Below are 19,118 nucleotides of genomic sequence, written 5' to 3'. Positions count from 1 at the left end.
ACACGCTCCTCTAGGGTGTTCCGCAGCCCATCATGCTCGAAACGATCCGATCAGGACGCCTCATGACCGCGCCTTACCAGGACCCGTCCCTTCCCGTCGCCGAGCGCGTCGCCGACCTCGTCGGGCGCATGACGCTCGAGGAGAAGGTCGGGCAGATGATGCAGCTCAACGCCAAGGACGGCGTCGAGGACCTGGTCCTCCACCTGCACGTCGGCTCGATCCTGCACACGTCGCCCGAGCGGGTCCGCCAGGCGCACGAGCTCACCGCGCAGACACGGCTGCAGATCCCGCTCCTGATCGCCGAGGACTGCATCCACGGGCACTCCTTCTGGGAGGGCGCGACGATCTTCCCGACGCAGCTCGGCATGGCGGCCACCTGGGACGCCGGACTGCTCGAGCGGGCGGCCCGGGCGACCGCCGTCGAGGTGGCGGCCACGGGCATCCACTGGACGTTCTCGCCGGTGCTCTGCATCGCCCGCGACCTGCGCTGGGGCCGCGTGAGCGAGACGTTCGGCGAGGACCCGTTCCTCATCGGCGAGCTGTCGTCGGCCATGGTCCGCGGCTACCAGGGTGCCGGACTCGACGACCCGACCGCGATCCTGGCGACGGCGAAGCACTTCGCGGGCTACTCCGAGACGCAGGGCGGGCGCGACGCCAGCGAGGCCGACCTCAGCCGCCGCAAGCTGCGCTCCTGGTTCCTCCCGCCGTTCGAGCGGGTCGCGAAAGAGGGCTGCCGGACCTTCATGCTCGGCTACCAGTCGATGGACGGCGTCCCGATCACCATCAACGACTGGCTGCTCAACGAGGTGCTGCGCGGCGAGTGGGGCTACACCGGCACGCTCATCACCGACTGGGACAACGTCGGCCGCATGGTCTGGGAGCAGCACATCCAGCCCGACTACGCGCACGCCTCGGCGGCCGCGATCCGCGCGGGCAACGACATGGTCATGACCACGCCCGGCTTCTTCGAGGGTGCGCAGGAGGCCGTGCGCAGCGGCATGCTCGACGAGTCCGCGCTCGACGCCGCCGTCGGCCGGATCCTCACGCTGAAGTTCGAGCTCGGGCTGTTCGAGGACGCCCGGCACCCGGACGTCGAGCGGCAGCAGGCAGTCATCGGGTCCGCGGAGCACGTCGAGCTCAACCTCGAGGTCGCCCGCCGCTCGCTCGTCCTGCTCACCAACGACGGGACGCTCCCGCTGAGCGCCGAGAAGAAGGCGATCGCCGTCGTCGGACCCAACGCGGACGACCAGCACACGCAGCTGGGCGACTGGGCCGGCGCCTCCGGCCAGGCGGACTGGCTCCCCGACGGCCACCCGCGCGAGATGACGCAGACGGTCCTCGACGGCTTCCGCGACCAGGTCCCCGAAGGCTGGACGGTCACGCACGCGCGCGGCGCCGACATCCTCACGCTCGGCGCCGACCCCGAGGGCGAGTTCTTCCCCGACGGCCAGCCGCGACCGCAGGTGGTCATCCCCGTCGAGCCGGACGAGGCGCTCATCGCGGAGGCGGTGGCCGCCGCCGAGACCGCCGACGTGGTCGTCGCGGTGGTGGGCGACCGCATCGAGCTCGTCGGCGAGGGCCGGTCGACGGCCACGCTCGAGCTGGTCGGCGGGCAGGTCGCGCTGCTCGACGCCCTGGCCGCGACGGGCAAGCCGCTCGTCGTCGTCGTCATCGCGAGCAAGCCGCACGTCCTGCCGCCGAGCGCCATGAATGCGTCGGCCATCGTCTGGGCCGCGAACCCGGGCATGCGCGGCGGGCGCGCGATCGCCGAGCTGGTGCTGGGCCAGATCGAGCCGTCCGGCCGCCTGCCGATCTCGTTCGTGGAGCACGTCGGCCAGCTGCCGATCTACTACAACCAGCTGCCGGCGCAGCACGGCACGCGCTACGCGGACCTCACGCAGCGGCCGCCGTTCGCGTTCGGCGAGGGCCTCTCCTACACGACGGTCACCTACGAGGACCTGCGGGTGGTCGAGCCGGTCCTCGGCGCCGGCGGCACGGTCCGCGCCCAGGTCACCCTGCACAACACGGGCGACCGGCCGGCCCTCGAGACCGTCCAGGTGTACGTCCGGGACACGGTCACCACGGTGACGTGGGCCGAGAAGGAGCTCAAGACCTACCGGCAGATCGAGGTCGCGCCAGGCTCGCGGGTCACGGTCGGCCTCACGCTGCCGGTCGCAGACTGCACGATCGTCGACGCCGCCGGCCACCGCATCGTCGAGCCGGGCCAGTTCGAGCTGCTGGTCGGCCCGTCCTCGCGCGACGAGGCGCTGCTGCGCGCCGGCTTCCTGGTGACCGCCTGACCATGCCGCTCGCCCGCCGGTGGACCGCCGTCCTCGCGATCGCCGTGCTCTGCGCCGCGTGCGCCCCGACCGGCGACGACGGCATCCAGGGTTCGCTCGTGGCCGTCGACGACACCGGGCTCGACGACGTGCCGGTCGAGGACGGCTGGATCGCGGCGCTGCCCGGCCCGGGCGGAGTCGACCGGCTGTGGCCCGACCTCGACGAGCCCGTGCCGGACGACCAGCTGCGCTACTTCCACGAGCGTCTCGACACCGCCGCGGTGACCGAGGCCGGAGGAGTCGTGGTCCCCGTCGGGTCCGGCGGGCTCTTCACGCTCGACGTCCCGGCGGGGCCGACGCTGGTCTGCCGGCTGACCGGGACGCTCTCCGACGCCTCCGTCGAGGGGTGCGCGGCGGTCGAGCTGCAGGAGGATCGAGGAGTGCTGGCCACGGTGGGTGAGGGCGGGTTCACCGTCTCCATCCCCGTGTAGACGCCACCCGGCTCGCGGACCCCCGTGACCCGGCGGAGCATGGCCCCGGTGGACGCCGTATCGAGAGGACTCCTGACGTGAAGACCTTCACCCTGCCGGGCACGGACATCGTCGTGCCCAACGTCGTGCTCGGGCTCATGCGCATCGCGGACAAGTCCGACGACGAGATCCGGGCGCTGGTCGGCGCGGGCCGCGACGCCGGGATCACGATGGTCGACCACGCCGACATCTACGGCGGCACCATGCACGCGTGCGAGCGACGGTTCGCCGAGGCGATGCGGCTGACGCCGGCCGACCGCGCGGAGATCGTCATCCAGACCAAGTGCGGGATCCGTCCGCCGGACGGCTTCGACTTCTCCTACGAGCACATCATCGAGTCGGTGGACGGCTCGCTCGCGGCGCTCGACACCGACTACCTCGACATCCTGCTGCTGCACCGCCCGGACGCCCTGGTGGAGCCGGAGGAGGTGGCGCGGGCGTTCGACGAGCTCGAGGCCGCGGGCAAGGTCCGCGCGTTCGGCGTCTCCAACCAGACACCGGGCCAGATCGCGCTGCTGAAGAAGTTCGTGCGGCAGCCGATCGTCGCCAACCAGCTGCAGCTGTCGATCACGCACTCGTCGATCATCGCCCGCGGCGTCGCGGCGAACATGGAGGCCGAGGACCAGTCGATCGACCGCGACGGCGGCATCCTCGACTACTGCCGGCTGCACGACATCACCATCCAGGCGTGGTCCCCGTTCCAGGCGGGGTTCTTCACGGGCGTCTTCCTGGGATCCCCGGACTACGTCGAGCTCAACGTGGTGATCGACCGGCTCGCGCACAAGTACGAGGTCCCGCCGATCGCCATCGCGACCGCGTGGATCACCCGGCACCCGGCGCGGATGCAGGTGGTCCTGGGCACCACGAGCCCGGAGCGGGTGGCCGGCGCGGCCGAGGGGTCGGACGTCCCGCTGACCCGGGCCGAGTGGTACGAGCTGTTCCGCGCGGCGGGCCACATCGTCCCGTAGCGGGCACGTCACCCCGGCGCGAGGGTGTGGAAGACCGTGACGATGCCGCCGGCGTGATCGATCGTGTGGAGCGCGAGCCCCGGCATGGCTGACGTGTCGTCGAGCGGGTCGGCGCGGCCGCCGATCCGCAGGGTCGAGACGATCCCGACCGCGCCGAGGATCGGCCGCCCCGCGAACGTCCCCGCCAGTGCGCTGTGCACGTGCCCGGTCAGGCACCCGATGACGGCGGGCGACGAGGTGACCAGTGCCGCCAGCTCGTCGGGATTGGTCAGGCCCATCCCGTCCATGAACGCGTTGCCGACGTCGATCGACGGGTGGTGCATCGCGAGGAGCACATGTCCGGGCGCCTCGTCGATGGCGGTCCGCGCGAAGGCCAGCGTCGCCTCCTCGAGGAGTCCCTCGTCGCGTCCGGGGATCGATGAGTCGAGCCCGACGACCCGGACGTCGCCGACGTCGAGGAGACCGTTGACCGGTCCCTGTCGCGGCGCATCGGGGCGGAAGGGCCGCAGCGCGTCGCGTACGTCGTGGTTGCCGGGCACGACGATCGTCGGGACGTCCGCGGGCAGGGCGTCGAAGAATGCGGCGTACTCGTCGGGTGCGCCGTGGTCCGCCAGGTCGCCGGTGACGAGCAGGGCGTCGAGCCGCGGGAGCCGCTCGAGCTCCGCGAGCACGCGGCGCAGCCGATCGAGGCCGTCGGGGACGGCGCCGATGTGCGGGTCGCTCAGGTGGGCAAGGACGGTCACGGGCATGCACCCCTCACGGTTGGACTGTAGAGCGCTGACGCGCGTCGGCGGCCATCACGACCGCGTGAGGCTCGCGAGCGCCCACTGCCGGACCGGCAGCGCCTGGGTCGCGGCGCACGTGGAGAGCAGGGGTGCCGACGAGGTCTCGACGAGCCTGACGGACACCGAGCCGTCGGGGGTGGCGAGCCCGACCGTCCAGCCGTCGACCGTCCGGTCCTCGCGCAGCGGCGGGTAGGCGTCGAGGGTGTCGTCGCCGAGCGCGGACCGGGCGAAGTGCTGCGCGGCCTGGACCGGGTGGGAGTACGAGCTGCGCCCGCGCAGGGACGCCGGGACCACGCGCCCGCGGAGGTAGGCGTCGGCCACCGCGACCACGTCGGCGTCGTCGGCCCACCCGTAGTAGAGGCCGTGCGGGAGCAGCACCATGGTCCCCGCGAAGCGGTCTCCGCCCAGGTGCGAGCACTCCCACGTCTCCTCGGGGTACGCCAGCGCCAGGCGAGCCGCCACGACGCGACCCCGCACGGCGCAGCACTGGTCGTGTCGTCCGTGGGCGCACACCGCGAAGACCGGCCGGTCCGACGGCTCACCGGCGGACCCGTCGAGCGGCACGTCCAGCAGCTCAGCCGGGTCGTCGACGAACCCCCACCGCACGCTCTCGCGCCCCGGCCGGGAGTCGACGAGCGCCCAGCGCGTCCCGGACTGCGGCTCGCGACGGCCCGGGCGGCGGATGGCGAGCGGGCGGATGCCGGCACCCTCGATGCGGTGCACCAGCGCGCGACCGAGGGCGGGGTCGAACGGCGGGTCGAGCAGCGCGTGCCGACCCCAGCCGGCCTGGTTCTCGACGAGGAACCAGCGGTCGCCGTGGGAGCCGGTGCCGACGAGAGAGTCCTGGCGGGCGCGGGCGCCGTCGCTGCATGGCACCCAGTCGGTCACTCCGACGTCACCACCACACCCTCGCGCAGCAGGCGCCGGACGACCACGAGCGCGCTGGCCAGGTCGAGACCGGGCAGCTCGCCCACGGCGACGGGCTCGCCCGAGCGCAGGAGGCGCAGCGCGGACTCGGCCTCCGCGGGGAGCGAGAGCACGGTGCCGCGGGCGGTGAGCCGGACGCGGTCGTCGGCGGTCGCGAGGGTGCCGCCGAAGGAGGCCCGCCACCGGACCCGGGTGAGCTCGGTCAGGCCGGTGATCGCGCTCAGCGTCGCCAGCGGGGCGACGGGTTCCGGGCGGGTGTCCCGGCCGAAGCGTGCGCCCAGCCGCCGGGCCGCGAGGTCCGCGTGGTCCGACGCCGTCAGCGCGGTGACCAGCGACGCGACCGTCTCCTCGACGACCGGCCGCAGCTGGTCGGGGTCGGACACGTCGATCCCGAACGGCAGCGACGCGCGGAGCGACGCGGTGTCACCGACCAGGCTGAGCAGGGTGTCGACCAGATCCGCCCGGGTGTATGCCGCCATGCCGACGGTGAGGTGGATGGAGGTGTCGCCCAGCGCGGTGGCCGAGTGGATCCAGCCGCGCGGCAGGTAGAGGGCGTCGCCGGGCCGCAGGACGCGGTCGATCACAGGCTCGCCGGCGCCGGCCGCGGCGACCGCGGCCCGGTGGTCGGTCCAGACCTGGTCCTTGAGCGGGTCGGGGTGCACCGGGGCGTGGATGACCCAGCGCTTCTCGCCCGAGACCTGCAGGACGAACACGTCGTGGGTGTCGTAGTGCGGGGCGAACCCCTGCGACGACGGCGGCGTGACGTACGCGTTGACCTGCGCCGGGTGGCCCAGCTCCTCCACCAGGCGTCGCGTGAAGTCGACCAGCGGCGGCCACATCCGGTGCAGGCCCTGCAGCACGATCGTGGCGCCCGCGGCGAACTCGGCCAGCACCTTGTCGCTGGACACCTGGTCGGAGACCTCGGCGCCGAAGCCGCCGGACGCGGTGAACCGGGCCGGCGCGAGGACGTCGCCCTCGTGCGCGAGCCGGATGAACGGGGTCCGCAGGCCGCGGCGGCCCACGAGCTCGTCGACGGCCGCGGGAGAGAACAGGTCGGAGAAGTCGTCGTGCCCCGGCGAGAGCAGGGGCGCGCGGCCCCAGTACTCCGCGGCGAACTGCTCGTCGGGGACGTCGACGCAGCGCGAGAGCGCGGACCGGGTGACCGGTCCGCGCCTCGTGAGGGTGTCCTCCGGCACTACGCGGAGCCGTCCGCCCCGCCGTCGTGCCCGTCAGGGTTCGCGCCGCCGTCCGCCGGCCCTTCGCCGGCCGAGCCGTCCGCGCCGCCGTCGTGCCCGCCGGGGTTGGCCCCGCCGTCCGCCGGGCCTTCGCCCGCGGAGCCGTCGGCCCCGCCGTCGTGCCCACCCGGGTTCGCGCCGCCGTCCGCCACGCCCTCCCCTGCGGGTGCCGGCTCGCTGGTGATGTCGTCGTCGTTGATGCTCATGGACACTCCCTCGTCTCGCAGCCGTGCGGCGGCGTCGCCGCCTTCGCGAGCGTATCCACGCCGCGCATGTCGCGCCCGCTAGTCGCAGCAGTCGCCCGCGGTGGCCCCGGCCCGCGTGACGCCTGGCCGGGTCCACTGGGGGATCGGGCGGCCGTCGCGGCGGAACCAGCTCTGCGTCGGGTCCTGCGGCCAGCCCTCCGGCGAGTCCTCCCACTCCTCCTGCCGGCCGTAGACGGTGAGGTCGAGCAGCTGGAGCGCCGGCATCATCACCTCGACCCCGCGGCCGTCCGTCTCGAAGGTCTGGAACACCCGGTCGCCTACCCGCAGGTAGGCGTTGAGCCAGCCGTCGGAGATGCCGGGGGAGTCGACGCCCTGCACCGAGTACCACGGCGCGCGGTAGCCCATGAACTCCCGGTAGGGCGCGAACTCGTCGTACGGCCCCTCGCACCAGATCGCGAATGTCACGCCGCGGGCCTCGAGGTAGGTGGCGTCCTGGAAGTTCCACACGGTCGCGGTGCAGCCGCGGCACTGGTCCGCGAAGCTCTTGCCCTGGTGCCACATGTGCTTGCAGACGAGCAGCTGGTCGCGGCCCTCGAACATGTCGAGCACCCGGGTCGGGCCGTGCGGCCCGACCAGCGACACCGTGCCGTCCACCTCGACCATGGGCAGGCGGCGCCGGTCCGCGGCGAGCGCGCTGCCGGCCCGCGTGTGGGCCTTCTCCCGCACGAGCAGCTCGGCGCGCTCGCGCAGCCAGGTCTCGCGGTCGACGATCGGCGGCGTTGCGGTCATGGGTGGGCTCCTTCACGATGGCGTGTCTGTAGGTGTACCGACGAGCCGGCGGCCGATCGTCATCGGTCGGGCCGGGCCGGGGAGCGAGATGACCGAGCAGGACGCGCGGCTCGAGGACGCGTTCGACGCCCACCGCCGCGAGCTGCGGGCGCACGGCTACCGGCTGACCGGCAACGTCGCCGACGCCGACGACCTGGTGCAGGAGACGTACCTGCGCGCGTGGCGCGCGCGCGACCGGTTCGAGGGCCGCGCCTCGGCCCGGACGTGGCTCTACCGGATCGCGACCAACGTCTTCCTCGACACCCGGAAGTCGGCCGCGCGGGGCACGGTCCCGGTCGGGGACGTCCTGGAGTGGAGCACCGAGATCGGGCCGTATCCCGACTCCGACGCCGAGGCCGACGAGCTGGTCGAGCTCGCGCTGATCGCCGCGCTCATGCACCTCCCGCCGCGGCAGCGGGCCGCCTTCGTGCTGCGCGACGTGAGCGGCTGGACGCCCGCGGAGATCGCCGACGCCCTCGGCGTGGCCGTCCCCGCAGCGAACAGCCTGGTGCAGCGGGCCCGGGACACGGTCCGCCGCCACGCCCCCGCGGACCCCGCGGACTGGCGCCGCCCCGCCCTGACGGCGGACGACGAGAAGATCCTGCGCCGGTACGCCGCTGCGTCCGACGCCGAGGCCATGCGGATGCTGCTCGCCGACGACGTGCGGATCACCATGCCGCCCGACGCGTCGATGACCGGCGCCGACGAGATCGCCGAGTTCCTCACGCGCCCCCTCGACTGGCGCACCGTCCCGACCAGCGCCAACGGGCGGCCGGCGCTCGTCAACTACCTCCTGCAGCCCGACGGGTCGGACCCCGAGTGCCTGGTGGTCGACGTGCTGCGGGTGGTGGACGGGCGGATCGCGGAGATCAACGCGTTCGTCGGCGCGCGCCACGTCGCCGCCCTCGGGCTTCCCCTCACGGTCTGAGCAGCGCTCAGAGGTCTGTGGGGGCCGCGCGCAGCGCCACGGCGACCCGCTCGAGAAGGTCGGTGGGCAGGGGGTCGCGGTACAGGAGCCTCACCGTGTCCTTCTGCGAGCGGTACGGGCCGACCTCCGCCTCGAGCTCGGGATCGAGGCGCCCGACGGGGTACAGCCCGACGTGGTGCTTCCAGCCCGCGAAGTGCAGCGCGCGCGTGCCGCCGAGCATGAACGCGGGCATCCCGTAGCGGATCCGCTCCTCGGCGCCGGGCAGCGCCCGGCGGAGCACCGCGGCGACCTCGCCCAGGATCGGCCGGACGTCGTCGGGGAACGTGGCGACGTACTCGTCGACCGTCGTGACCTCACCTGCCACCGGGGCTCCTCCCTCGGGTCGTGTCGGAGACCCAGCGTGACAGGGTCACTCCCACCCTTGACGGTACGGGCGGTGTGTTCGTAATGTCTCACCTCACCACTGCAAGAAGTTGACAGTCCGATCGCACAAAACCGTGCGACGGACGCAACACCTTCATGTCGGTCGCGATGAACCGCACTCATCTCGCCGTCCGCCGCTCGCCCCGTCGCCGTCGCGCGCCCGGGGTCCGACCCCGCAACGACGCGGGAGAACGAGGACGTCCATGAGATCTCGGTTGAAGCAGGCGATCGTGGCCACGGCCACCGTCGCGCTCGTCGCGCCCCTGGGCGTCGCACTCGTGGCACAGGGCGCGTCCGCGGCCCCCGTGCTCCTCTCCGCGGGCAAGCCCGCCACCGCCAGCACCTCGAACCAGACCTACGTGGCCGGTAACGTCACCGACGGCAACCAGGCGTCGTACTGGGAGTCGGCCAACAACGCGTTCCCGCAGTGGGTCCAGGTGGACCTCGGCGCGGCCGCGACGGTCACGGACGTGACCCTGAAGATCCCGGGCGGCTGGGGCGCGCGCAACGAGACGGTCACGCTCCAGGGCTCCTCCGACGGGTCCAGCTACACCACGCTCAAGGCGTCCGCGTCGTACGCGTTCACCAGCGGCAACGCGGTCGCGATCGACGTCACCGACACCAGCGCGCGGTACGTGCGCGCCTCCGTGAGCGCGAACACCGGCTGGCCGGCGGCGCAGCTGGCCGAGGTCGAGGTCTACGGCACGTCGTCGACGCCCCCGGTCGACCCGCCCGCCGGAAGCAACCTCGCGCAGGGCCGGCCGATCACGGCGACCTCCGTGCAGCAGACCTACGTCGCCGCCAACGCGGTCGACGGCTCCACCGGCACGTACTGGGAGGGCGCGCCGGGCGCGTACCCCTCGAACCTCACCGTCTCGCTCGCGGCGCAGTCCACCCTCACGGGCGTCGTCGTGAAGGTGAACCCCGACCCCGCGTGGGGGAACCGGACGCAGACGTTCTCGGTCGAGGGCCGGGTCGGGAGCCGCTCGTGGTCCCCGCTCACTGGGTCGGCGGCCTACGTGTTCAGCCCGTCCAGCGGCAACACGGTGACCGTCCCGGTGACCGGCACCGCGACCGACGTCCGGCTCGTGTTCACGGCAAACACGGGTTCGTCCAACGCGCAGGTGGCGGAGCTGCAGGTGTTCGGCAGCAGCACGCCGGTGCCGACGAGCCCCGACCTCCAGGTCGCGCTGACGACGAACCCGATCGCGGTCACGCCGACCCAGGCGATCTCCGTCGGCGCCACGGTCCGCAACTCCGGCACCGGCGCCTCGGCGGCGACCACGGCGGTCGTCGCGCTGAACGGCGCCGCGGTCGGCACGGCGAACGTCCCGGCGCTCGCGGCCGGCGCGCAGACCACGATCACCGTGAACGCGGGGACCCGGGCCACGGGCACGTACCCGCTGACCGTGACGGTCGACCCGGCCAACACGGTCGCGGAGTCGAACGAGGCCAACAACGTGGCCAGCGGCTCGGTCGTCGTCTCGACCGGCCCGGAGCCCACCACCGCGGACCTGCAGGTCAGCCTCACGGGCACGACGCCGTCGGCGCCCACCCCGACCGACGCCATCACGGTCACCGCCACCGCCCGGAACACGGGCACCGCCACGGCCGCGGCGACCACGGTTGCGCTGACGCTCAACGGGGCCGCCGTCGGCACCGCGAACGTCGGCTCGCTCGCCGCGGGCGCGCAGCAGAGCGTGTCGGTGAGCATCGGCACCCGCGCGGCGGGCACCTACGCGCTCGTGGCGACGGTCGACCCGGCGGGCTCCGTCGCGGAGTCCAACGAGTCGAACAACACGGCCACGGCGTCGCTCGTCGTGACGACGCCCGGCGGGACGGGGTCCGACCTCGCGGCCGGGCGCCCGGCGAGCGCGTCGTCGACCGAGTTCACGTTCGTCGCGGGCAACGCGGTCGACGCCGACGCCGGCACGTACTGGGAGGGCGCCGGCGGTCAGTACCCGAGCACCCTCGCCGTGACGCTGGCCTCGCAGTCGACCATTCAGCAGGTGGTCGTGGGCGTGCCGCCGGTCGCGGCCTGGGGCCCCCGGACGCAGACCTTCTCGATCGAGGGCCGCGTCGGCAGCGGGCCGTGGCAGCCGCTCAAGGCGTCCGCCGCGTACGCGTTCGACCCGGCGTCGGGCAACAAGGTCACGGTTCCCGTCAGCGGTTCGGCGACCGAGGTCCGCCTCGTGTTCACGGCGAACACCGGCGCGGGCAACGGGCAGGTGTCGGTGTTCCAGGTGATCGGCATCCCGGCGCCCAACCCCGACCTCACGGTCACCGCGGTCACGGCCACGCCGGCCGCACCCGTGGAGACGGCGGCGATCACCCTGTCCGCCACCGTGCGGAACGGCGGGAACCTCGCGTCCGCCGCCACGACCCTGGACCTCACGGTCGACGGCGCCAAGGTCGGGTCGGTGAACGTCCCGACCATCGTCGCCGGGCAGTCCACCACCGTGTCCGCGTCGATCGGCACCAAGCCCGCCGGCTCGTACACGGTCGGCGCGGTCGTCGACCCCGCCAACACGGTCGTCGAGCAGAACGAGGCCAACAACGCCTACAGCAACCCGACCAAGGTCGTCGTGACCGAGGCGCCCGGCCCGGACCTGCAGGTCCTCGCCATCGCCTCGACCCCGGCCAACCCGGCCGTCGGCTCGTCGGTCTCCTTCACGGTCACCGTGCGGAACCGCGGCTCGCAGGCCGCGGGCGCGAGCACCACGCGCCTCGTCGTCGGCAGCACGACGCTGAACGGCGCCACGGGTGCCCTGGCGTCTCAAGCGAGCGCCACGGTGACCATCAACGGCAGCTGGACCGCCGCCGCCGGTGGAGCCACGCTGACCGCCACGGCCGACGCGACGAACGCCGTCGCGGAGACCAACGAGAACAACAACACCCTCGCGCAGTCGATCGTCGTCGGCCGCGGGGCCGCCGTGCCGTACACGTCCTACGAGGCCGAGGCCGGCACCTACACCGGCACCCTGGTCGAGACCGACGCGCTCCGGACGTTCGGGCACACCAACGTCGGCACCGAGTCCTCGGGCCGCAAGTCGGTGCGCCTGACCAGCCAGGGCCAGTACGTGCAGTTCACGTCGACCAACGCCACCAACTCGATCGTCATCCGGAACTCGATCCCGGACGCGGCGGGCGGCGGCGGGCAGGACGCCACGATCAGCCTGTACGCCAACGGCACGTTCGTGCAGAAGGTGACGCTGACCAGCAGGTACAGCTGGCTGTACGGGACGACCGACCAGCCCGAGGGGCTCACCAACACCCCGGGCGGCGACGCCCGGCGGCTGTTCGACGAGTCCCACGCGCTGCTCGCGCAGTCCTACCCGGCGGGCACGGTGTTCAGGCTCCAGCGCGACGCGGGCGACACGGCGGCGTTCTACGTCATCGACCTGGTCGACCTGGAGCAGGTTGCCCCGGCGCTGCCCAAGCCGGCGGAGTGCACGTCGATCACGTCGTACGGCGCGGTGCCGAACGACGGCCTCGACGACACGGCGGCCATCCAGGCGGCCGTGACGGACGACCAGAACGGCGTCATCAGCTGCGTCTGGATCCCCGAGGGCCAGTGGCGCCAGGAGAAGAAGATCCTCACCGACGACCCGCTCAACCGCGGGATGTACAACCAGGTGGGCATCTCGAACGTCACGATCCGCGGGGCGGGCATGTGGCGCTCGCAGCTGTACTCGCTGATCGAGCCGCAGGACGCGAACACCCTCAACCACCCGCACGAGGGCAACTTCGGGTTCGACATCGACAAGGGCGTCCAGATCTCCGACATCGCGATCTTCGGCTCCGGCCGGATCCGTGGCGGCGACGGGAACGACGAGGGCGGCGTCGGCCTCAACGGCCGGTTCGGCACGGGCACCAAGATCAGCAACGTGTGGATCGAGCACGCCAACGTGGGTGTCTGGGTGGGCCGGGACTACGACAACATCCCCGAGCTCTGGGGACCTGCCGACGGTCTGGAGCTCACCGGCATGAGGATCCGGGACACGTACGCCGACGGGATCAACTTCTCCAACGGCACGCGCAACTCCCGGGTGTTCAACTCGTCGTTCCGCACCACCGGTGACGACGCGCTCGCGATGTGGGCCAACCCCTACGTCAAGGACCGCACGGTCGACAACGAGCACGACAACCACTTCGTCAACAACACGATCCAGCTGCCCTGGCGCGCCAACGGCATCGCGATCTACGGAGGCTTCAACAACTCGATCGAGAACAACCTCGTGCTCGACACCATGAACTACCCCGGCATCATGCTGGCGACGGACCACAGCCCGCTGCCGTTCGGCGGGACCACGCTGATCGCCAACAACGGGCTGTACCGGACCGGCGGGGCGTTCTGGAACGAGGACCAGGAGTTCGGGGCGATCACGATCTTCCCGTCCACCCTGGACATCACGGGCGTCACCATCCGGGACACGGACATCGACGACTCGACCTACGACGGCATCCAGTTCAAGAACGGCGGCGGCAACGTGCCCGACGTCCGGGTCACGAACGTGCGGATCACCAACTCCCGCAACGGTGCCGGCATCCTGGCGATGAGCGGGATCCGCGGCAACGCGATCCTGTCGAACGTGACGATGTCCGGGAACGCGGACGGCAACGTGGTCACGCAGCCGGGGTCGCAGTTCGTCATCACCGGTAGCTGAGCACCGCCTGAGGGTCCCCGGGGTCGCCGGGGACCCTCAGGTCAGGCGCTCCAGCAGACGCACCTCCACCAGCTCACCGGCCTCGCTCTTGCCGATCGCCGTGCACAGCGCCTTGCGCAGCGGCAGCCAGTGCGGGCCGGTGCCCGACGGCATCAGGGTCGCCGCGAAGTCGTGCCCGTCGAGCGCGCCGGTGACCTTGACCGCCTTCCGGGTGCCGAGCAGCTCCGCGGAGCCGTCCAGCTCGAGGTAGGTGGCGAAGGCGCCGTCCTTGCGGATGGGCGCGGTGAAGAGCGCGTCGAGGTCCATGCGCCCATCATCGCCGTGTCATCCGTGGTCCGCGTCGCCGCCGCCGTCCGGACGGGGATCGCCCTGCTGGCTCGCGCCCGCGAGCGACGCGCGCCCCCGGCGGCGTGACCGGCCCCGGGACCGTCGTTCGGCGGGTGGCTCCAGCGCGAGCCAGACCACGACGAGCACCAGCAGCCAGACGAGCGCGCCGACCGACAGCTGCGGCGCGAGCAGCAGCAGCACGACGGGTACGACGACGCTCGGGATCCCACGGACCAGCAGCCACCCGCGGCCCTTGCCGACCAGGAGCGCCGTGACCACGCCGATCGCGCAGTAGGTCGCGACGGCGCCGCAGAGCAGGGTCCGGGCGTCGAAGGCGAGCGCGCCGTGCGTGTGGGCGACCGCGACGCCCAGCGCGGCGGCCAGGGCGGCCAGGGCACCCGTGAGCAGCGCGTGCAGGAGCATGACGATGCGCGGAGCGACGAGGCGCGGCTGGAGCTGCGGGATGCCGGCCGTGCCGTGCAGCAGGCCGGCGGTCCAGACCGAGGCCAGCAACGCGAACGCGCCGAGCGACACGACGGCGGTGGACCGGTCCCACGACTCGGTGTCCGCGGCCGCGTCGATGATCTGGATGAGCCCCTCGCCCAGCACGATGATGACGAACAGGCCGAGCCGCTCCGCCAGGTGCTCCTCCTCGACCGGCGTCCCCTCGATGGTCATGAGCCCGGCCGCCGGCCCTCCGCGGCGGCGCGACGACTTCACGCGCTCGAGGCGCTCCTCGGCCTCCTGCATCGCGCGCTCGCCGGACGAGGTGAGCAGCACGGCGACGTCGATGACGATGCCGACGCCCCACAGCCAGTACCGCGCGGGCGCGTCGACCCACAACGAGATCAGCCACGGGAGCGCGCCGAGCCCGAACTGCGCGAGCGGCCAGTCGAGCAGCACCTTCCCGCGCGAGATGACGGCGCCGGCGTACCAGCGCAGCGCCACGTACGCGATGACGAAGGCGCTGGCCCGCGCGCCGTGGATGCCCGGGACGGAGGCCGCCATGACGGCCAGGCCGAGCATGGCGGTGATCAGGACGTGCGTCTTGGCGCTCTCGCCCGCCACGTTCCCGTAGACCGCGAAGCCCGCCCACGAGATCCAGAACGCGAGGTACAGGACCGCGTAGAGGCCGAGCGTGGTCGAGCCCATGTCCTCGTGCAGCAGGTGGGCGAGCTGCCCGATGCCGGCGACGACGACCAGGTCGAAGAACAGCTCCTTCCAGGTGGCGTGGCGCTCGACGGCTGCGACGGGCTCGGATGCCATGCGGCCAGTAGACCGCACCACACGTCAGTTCAGCAGGTCACTCAGCACGGCGGCCTGGTTGTGGACAGGGTCCGTGGCGCCGTAGACCAGCGTGACGACGGCGTGCTCGGCGACGACCTCCCGCAGCCGCGCGACCGCCGGGTTGGCCGCGAGCTCGGCCCGGTAGCGGCGCGCGAACTCGTCGAACGACTGCTCGTCGTGGTGGAACCACCGCCGGAGCTCCGTGCTCGGCGCCACCTCCTTGAGCCAGAGGTCGACGCGGGCCCGCTCCCTGGTGAGCCCCCGCGGCCAGAGCCGGTCGACCAGCACCCGGAAGCCGTCGTCGTCGGACGGCTCGTCGTAGACCCGTCGGAGCTGGACCGTCATTCCGGTCCGCCGCCGTGCGCGAGCAACCAGTCGAGAGCGGCGGGCGCGGCGCCGAGCACCGACACGTGCCCCTCGCCGGGGCGCAGCCACAGCTCGGCCGACGGGATCCGTGCGGCCAGCCACCGCCCGTGGGCCGGCGGCACCACGCGGTCGTCGTCGCCGTGCAGCACGAGCACGGGCACCGTGGTGTCGGCCGGGTCGAAACCCCAGGGCGCGACGTAGGCGAGGTCGTCGTCGACCATCCCGCCGATGCCGCCCTCGAGCGCCTCGCCCGCGATCCGCCCGAGCCAGCCCCACGGGCCCGCGAGCGCGGCATGGTCCGCGGGTGTGAACATCTCGGGGTCGTACTCGCTCTCGGTCAGCACACGCTCGAGGGCTGCCCGGCCCGCGACGGCGGCGCGCAGCTCGGCGGTGCCGGCGGCGTTGATGCCGGCGAACCAGTCGAGGCCGTCGGCGCCGAACGGGGCCGTCCCGGACCCGGCGACCGCGGCGAGCACCCGGTCGCCCAGCAGCGCCGCGCAGGCCAGGGCGTGCGGGCTGCCGCCGGAGTGGCCGAGCACGGCGAACCGGGCGATGCCGAGCGCGTCGGCGATCGCGGCGACGTCCCCGGCCGCCGAGGCCACGTCGCGGCCGGGGTGCGGGGTCGAGCCGCCGTAGCCGGGCCGGTCGTAGGAGACCCAGCGGATCTCGCGGCTCATGGGGATCAGCGGCTCGGGCGGGGTGCCGACGTTCGGGGTCCCGTGGTGCCAGAAGACGGTCAGCCGGGTCTCGTCGGCCGGGGCGTCGTACGCGCGCAGCGTCCGGCCGTCGGGGAGCGGGACGAGGTGCACCGTGGGCGACGTGGTCACCTGCCCGAGCCTAGGGACCTGGTGTTGTGCGCGCCCCCGCGAGCCCGACACGATCACGGGGTGATCGCGATGGGCGTGGACGAGCGCCGGGCCCGGCTCGCCCGTCGGCACGCGGTGGCCCCGCCGCACCGCGTCACGAGTGTCGAGGCCGCCGCGGACGCGATGGTCTGCCTGCACGGGACCGACCCGAGCGGCCTCTACCTCTCGGCGTGGGCGCGGGTCGACGGGTTCACCGTCGCCGATCTGGACCGGGCCCTCTACGAGGACCGCACCCTGGTCAAGCACCTCGCGATGCGGCGGACCCTCTTCGCGGTGACGCGCGACCTCCTCCCGATCGTCCAGGCCGCATCGAGCGATCGCGTCGCCGGGGTCGAGCGCCGGCGGCTGGAGAAGGAGGTCCGCGAGGCCGGGTTCGCCGACGACGCCGAGCGCTGGTTCGACACCGTGACGGCGGCGGCCGTCGCCGGGCTGGCCGACGGGCCGCTCAGCGCGACCCGGCTGCGTGAGCGGGTGCCCGTGCTCGACGGCTCGATCGCGTACGGCCACGGGAGGTCGTGGGCGGGGTCGTTCGCGGTGGTCTCCCGCGTGCTCACCTGCCTGCAGGCCGCCGGGACCGTGGTGCGCGCGGGCAACCTCGGCTCGTGGACCGGCTCACCGCCTGGCTGAGCGGTGCGCCGGTCGTGCCGCGGTATCCGGCGCCGGTGGTCAGGCCACCGCGTCGATCGCCTGCTGGATGAGGGCCGTGACCTCGTCGGGGTGGCTGATCATCGCGACGTGCGAGCTCTCGATCTCCACGGTCGTGGCGCCGGCCCGCTCGGCCATGACGCGCTCCGCCGCCGGCGGGATGACCCGGTCCGACGACGCGACCAGGTACCAGGAAGGGACCGTCTTCCACGCGGGCGGGCCGGACGGCTCCCCGAGGGTGGCCAGGGCGGCGGGTCGCTGGGTGACGGCCATGATCGCGGCGAGCTCGTCGTCGAGGTCCTGGCAGAAGCCCTGGTGGAAGATCGGCAGCTTGAGGTACGCGTCGGCGTTGCCCTCGCCGGCGCCGGGGAACGGGCGCAGGTCCACCAGCTGCAGGAAGTCCGGCGGCGGGCCGTCGGAGCCCAGCGCGGTGGCGGCGCCGGCGGGCTCGCCCTCGTCGAGCGCGAACGCGGCGATGTACACGAGTGCCTTGACGTTCGGCGCGCCGACGGCCGCGTTGGTGATGACCGCGCCGCCGTACGAGTGGCCGACGAGCACGACCTCGCCCTCGATGGTCGCCAGGACCGAGCGGACGTAGTCGGCGTCGCCCGAGAGGCTGCGCAGCGGGTTGGAAGGGGCCAGCGTCGCGTGCCCGGCGGCACTCAGGCGAGTGATGACACCGCCCCAGCCGGAGGCGTCGGCAAATGCTCCGTGGATCAGGACGACGGTGGGGCTCATGGGTCGGTTCCCTTCGGACGACGGCACGTGTCGACCCAGTCTCGGGACCGCGGGCGACGCCAGGGTGGCCGCTGCGTGCACTCTTCTGGTCCGTCCGTGCACGATTCGTCGTCAGATGACGGATGACGCAGGCGGCGCGACGCGCCTAGCGTTCCGACATGAGCCTGGTCCTGCGCTCGGACGACCTGCCGCCCGACGACCGCATCGAGATCATCCGCGAGGCCATCTGGGCCGGCGTGCTGCCGGTCGAGATCGACTACGACCGGCCCGGCCCGCAGATCGAGGTGCTCTGCCGGGTGGCCGAGGCCGGACCGGTGAACTTCTCGTCCGCGCGGTCCACTCCGTCGATGCTGACGCGCACGCCCGGGCTGGCGCGGCAGGACCACGAGCCGACGGTCTTCCTCGCGGTGCAGGTGTCGGGCACGACGATGGTCGCGCAGGGCGAGCACCAGGCCGTGCTGCGCGCCGGCGAGATGGTGGTCTACGACAGCACCCGGCCGTACACCGTGCTCAACGCCGACCGCACCGCGCTGCACTACTTCCAGGTGCCCCGCAGTGCCCTCGCCCTGTCGCAGGAGTCCATCGACGCCGTCGCCGGCCTGCGGATCGGCCCGGACAACAACGCGCTCGCGGCCGTCGTCGCGCCGTTCTTCGACCGGCTGGGCAGCACCGACGTCCTCGACCACCCGGACGCCGCGACCCTGGTGGCCGGGCCGAGCATCGACCTGCTCCGCGCCCTCATCTCGCTGCACGTCGCCGACGACGACGGCGCGCGGCAGCCGCTGGCCGGCTCGCTGGTCCTGCGCGTGCAGGAGTACGTCCGCACGCACCTGGCCGACCCGGAACTGTCCGCGGCGACGATCGCCGCCGCGCACCACGTCTCGGTCCGGCACCTGTACGCGTCGCTCGCCCGGGCCGGCGTCGCCCTGCAGGCGACCATCCGCGAGCAGCGCCTCGAGCAGTGCCGACGAGAGCTGCGCGACCCGGCGTACGCCCACCTGACCACCGGCGCGGTGGGCGCCCGTTGGGGGTTCACCGAGGCGTCCCACTTCGGCCGCGCCTTCCGCGATGCCTACGGGACGACTCCGCGCGGTTGGCGGGCTGGGGGCTGAT

Annotated in this window: 18 protein-coding genes; 7 read left to right on the top strand and 11 right to left on the bottom strand. The window is 73.1% G+C overall.

The window, feature by feature from the left end; genetic code table 11:
- Positions 1-62: 62 nt before the first annotated feature.
- The 3 genes from AC1DT4_RS13220 to AC1DT4_RS13210 all read left to right on the top strand — a co-directional run bounded on the left by AC1DT4_RS13220 (position 63) and on the right by AC1DT4_RS13210 (position 3,777).
- A complete protein-coding gene (locus AC1DT4_RS13220) occupies positions 63-2,300 on the top strand; it encodes an exo-beta-d-1,3/1,6-glucosidase (RefSeq protein WP_477090254.1) in 2,238 nt (745 codons plus the stop codon).
- Between the two features lie 2 nt (positions 2,301-2,302).
- Complete coding sequence (locus AC1DT4_RS13215; protein ID WP_477090253.1) at positions 2,303-2,770, top strand: hypothetical protein; 468 nt, start codon at positions 2,303-2,305, stop codon at positions 2,768-2,770.
- A gap of 77 nt (positions 2,771-2,847) precedes the next feature.
- Positions 2,848-3,777 (top strand): aldo/keto reductase, encoded by a 930-nt coding sequence (locus tag AC1DT4_RS13210; protein ID WP_477090252.1) that lies wholly within the window; start codon positions 2,848-2,850, stop codon positions 3,775-3,777.
- Positions 3,778-3,785: 8 nt separating this feature from the next.
- On the opposite strand, the gene AC1DT4_RS13205 is transcribed toward AC1DT4_RS13210, so the two are convergent.
- The 5 genes from AC1DT4_RS13205 to AC1DT4_RS13185 form a co-directional block, all read right to left on the bottom strand.
- Complete coding sequence (locus AC1DT4_RS13205) at positions 3,786-4,520, bottom strand: metallophosphoesterase (RefSeq protein WP_477090251.1); 735 nt, start codon at positions 4,518-4,520, stop codon at positions 3,786-3,788.
- Between the two features lie 54 nt (positions 4,521-4,574).
- Entirely contained in the window at positions 4,575-5,450 is an 876-nt protein-coding gene (locus AC1DT4_RS13200) for a sucrase ferredoxin (protein ID WP_477090250.1), read from the bottom strand.
- Positions 5,447-6,685, bottom strand: a complete 1,239-nt coding sequence (locus AC1DT4_RS13195; protein ID WP_477090249.1) for a cupin domain-containing protein — start codon at positions 6,683-6,685, stop codon at positions 5,447-5,449. The genes AC1DT4_RS13200 and AC1DT4_RS13195 overlap by 4 nt, the downstream gene beginning before the upstream one ends.
- Entirely contained in the window at positions 6,685-6,930 is a 246-nt protein-coding gene (locus AC1DT4_RS13190) for a BatC protein (protein ID WP_477090248.1), read from the bottom strand. Before AC1DT4_RS13190 ends, AC1DT4_RS13195 begins: the two co-directional genes overlap by 1 nt.
- A gap of 78 nt (positions 6,931-7,008) precedes the next feature.
- Complete coding sequence (locus tag AC1DT4_RS13185; RefSeq protein ID WP_477090247.1) at positions 7,009-7,719, bottom strand: DUF899 family protein; 711 nt, start codon at positions 7,717-7,719, stop codon at positions 7,009-7,011.
- A gap of 88 nt (positions 7,720-7,807) precedes the next feature.
- Between AC1DT4_RS13185 and AC1DT4_RS13180 the strand changes: the two genes are divergently transcribed.
- Positions 7,808-8,686 carry an RNA polymerase subunit sigma-70 gene (locus AC1DT4_RS13180; RefSeq protein ID WP_477090246.1) on the top strand — a complete coding sequence of 293 codons (879 nt, stop codon included), beginning with the start codon at positions 7,808-7,810 and terminating at the stop codon, positions 8,684-8,686.
- A gap of 7 nt (positions 8,687-8,693) precedes the next feature.
- On the opposite strand, the gene AC1DT4_RS13175 is transcribed toward AC1DT4_RS13180, so the two are convergent.
- Positions 8,694-9,050 (bottom strand): iron chaperone, encoded by a 357-nt coding sequence (locus tag AC1DT4_RS13175; RefSeq protein WP_477090245.1) that lies wholly within the window; start codon positions 9,048-9,050, stop codon positions 8,694-8,696.
- 262 nt (positions 9,051-9,312) lie between these two features.
- Here AC1DT4_RS13175 and AC1DT4_RS13170 point away from each other — a divergent pair, with 262 nt between their 5' ends.
- Positions 9,313-13,776, top strand: a complete 4,464-nt coding sequence (locus AC1DT4_RS13170) for a CARDB domain-containing protein (RefSeq protein ID WP_477090244.1) — start codon at positions 9,313-9,315, stop codon at positions 13,774-13,776.
- A gap of 36 nt (positions 13,777-13,812) precedes the next feature.
- Here AC1DT4_RS13170 and AC1DT4_RS13165 read toward each other — a convergent pair whose 3' ends face one another.
- From AC1DT4_RS13165 to AC1DT4_RS13150, 4 genes are read right to left on the bottom strand one after another with little or no spacing between them, the layout of a single operon-like run.
- The gene (locus AC1DT4_RS13165; RefSeq protein WP_477090243.1) at positions 13,813-14,082 is read right to left on the bottom strand and encodes a DUF1905 domain-containing protein; all 270 of its coding nucleotides are present in this window, start codon (positions 14,080-14,082) and stop codon (positions 13,813-13,815) included.
- Between the two features lie 18 nt (positions 14,083-14,100).
- Positions 14,101-15,369 (bottom strand): low temperature requirement protein A, encoded by a 1,269-nt coding sequence (locus AC1DT4_RS13160; protein WP_477090242.1) that lies wholly within the window; start codon positions 15,367-15,369, stop codon positions 14,101-14,103.
- 24 nt (positions 15,370-15,393) lie between these two features.
- A complete protein-coding gene (locus tag AC1DT4_RS13155; RefSeq protein WP_477090241.1) occupies positions 15,394-15,735 on the bottom strand; it encodes a DUF488 domain-containing protein in 342 nt (113 codons plus the stop codon).
- Positions 15,732-16,583, bottom strand: coding sequence for an alpha/beta fold hydrolase (locus AC1DT4_RS13150; RefSeq protein WP_477090240.1), 852 nt, complete (start codon positions 16,581-16,583; stop codon positions 15,732-15,734). Before AC1DT4_RS13150 ends, AC1DT4_RS13155 begins: the two co-directional genes overlap by 4 nt.
- 69 nt (positions 16,584-16,652) lie before the next feature.
- Here AC1DT4_RS13150 and AC1DT4_RS13145 point away from each other — a divergent pair, with 69 nt between their 5' ends.
- Positions 16,653-17,249, top strand: coding sequence for a DNA glycosylase AlkZ-like family protein (locus tag AC1DT4_RS13145; protein ID WP_477090299.1), 597 nt, complete (start codon positions 16,653-16,655; stop codon positions 17,247-17,249).
- Positions 17,250-17,288: 39 nt separating this feature from the next.
- Here the strand turns inward: AC1DT4_RS13145 and AC1DT4_RS13140 are convergent, their stop codons facing one another.
- Positions 17,289-18,005, bottom strand: coding sequence for an alpha/beta fold hydrolase (locus AC1DT4_RS13140; RefSeq protein WP_477090239.1), 717 nt, complete (start codon positions 18,003-18,005; stop codon positions 17,289-17,291).
- A gap of 158 nt (positions 18,006-18,163) precedes the next feature.
- Here AC1DT4_RS13140 and AC1DT4_RS13135 point away from each other — a divergent pair, with 158 nt between their 5' ends.
- Positions 18,164-19,117, top strand: a complete 954-nt coding sequence (locus AC1DT4_RS13135; protein ID WP_477090238.1) for a helix-turn-helix domain-containing protein — start codon at positions 18,164-18,166, stop codon at positions 19,115-19,117.
- Position 19,118: the final 1 nt, after the last annotated feature.

The sequence above is a fragment of the Cellulomonas sp. P4_D11 genome, from assembly GCF_056401915.1.
Note: the sequence above shows the minus strand (reverse complement) of the source record. Positions and strands in the feature narration are given on the sequence as shown.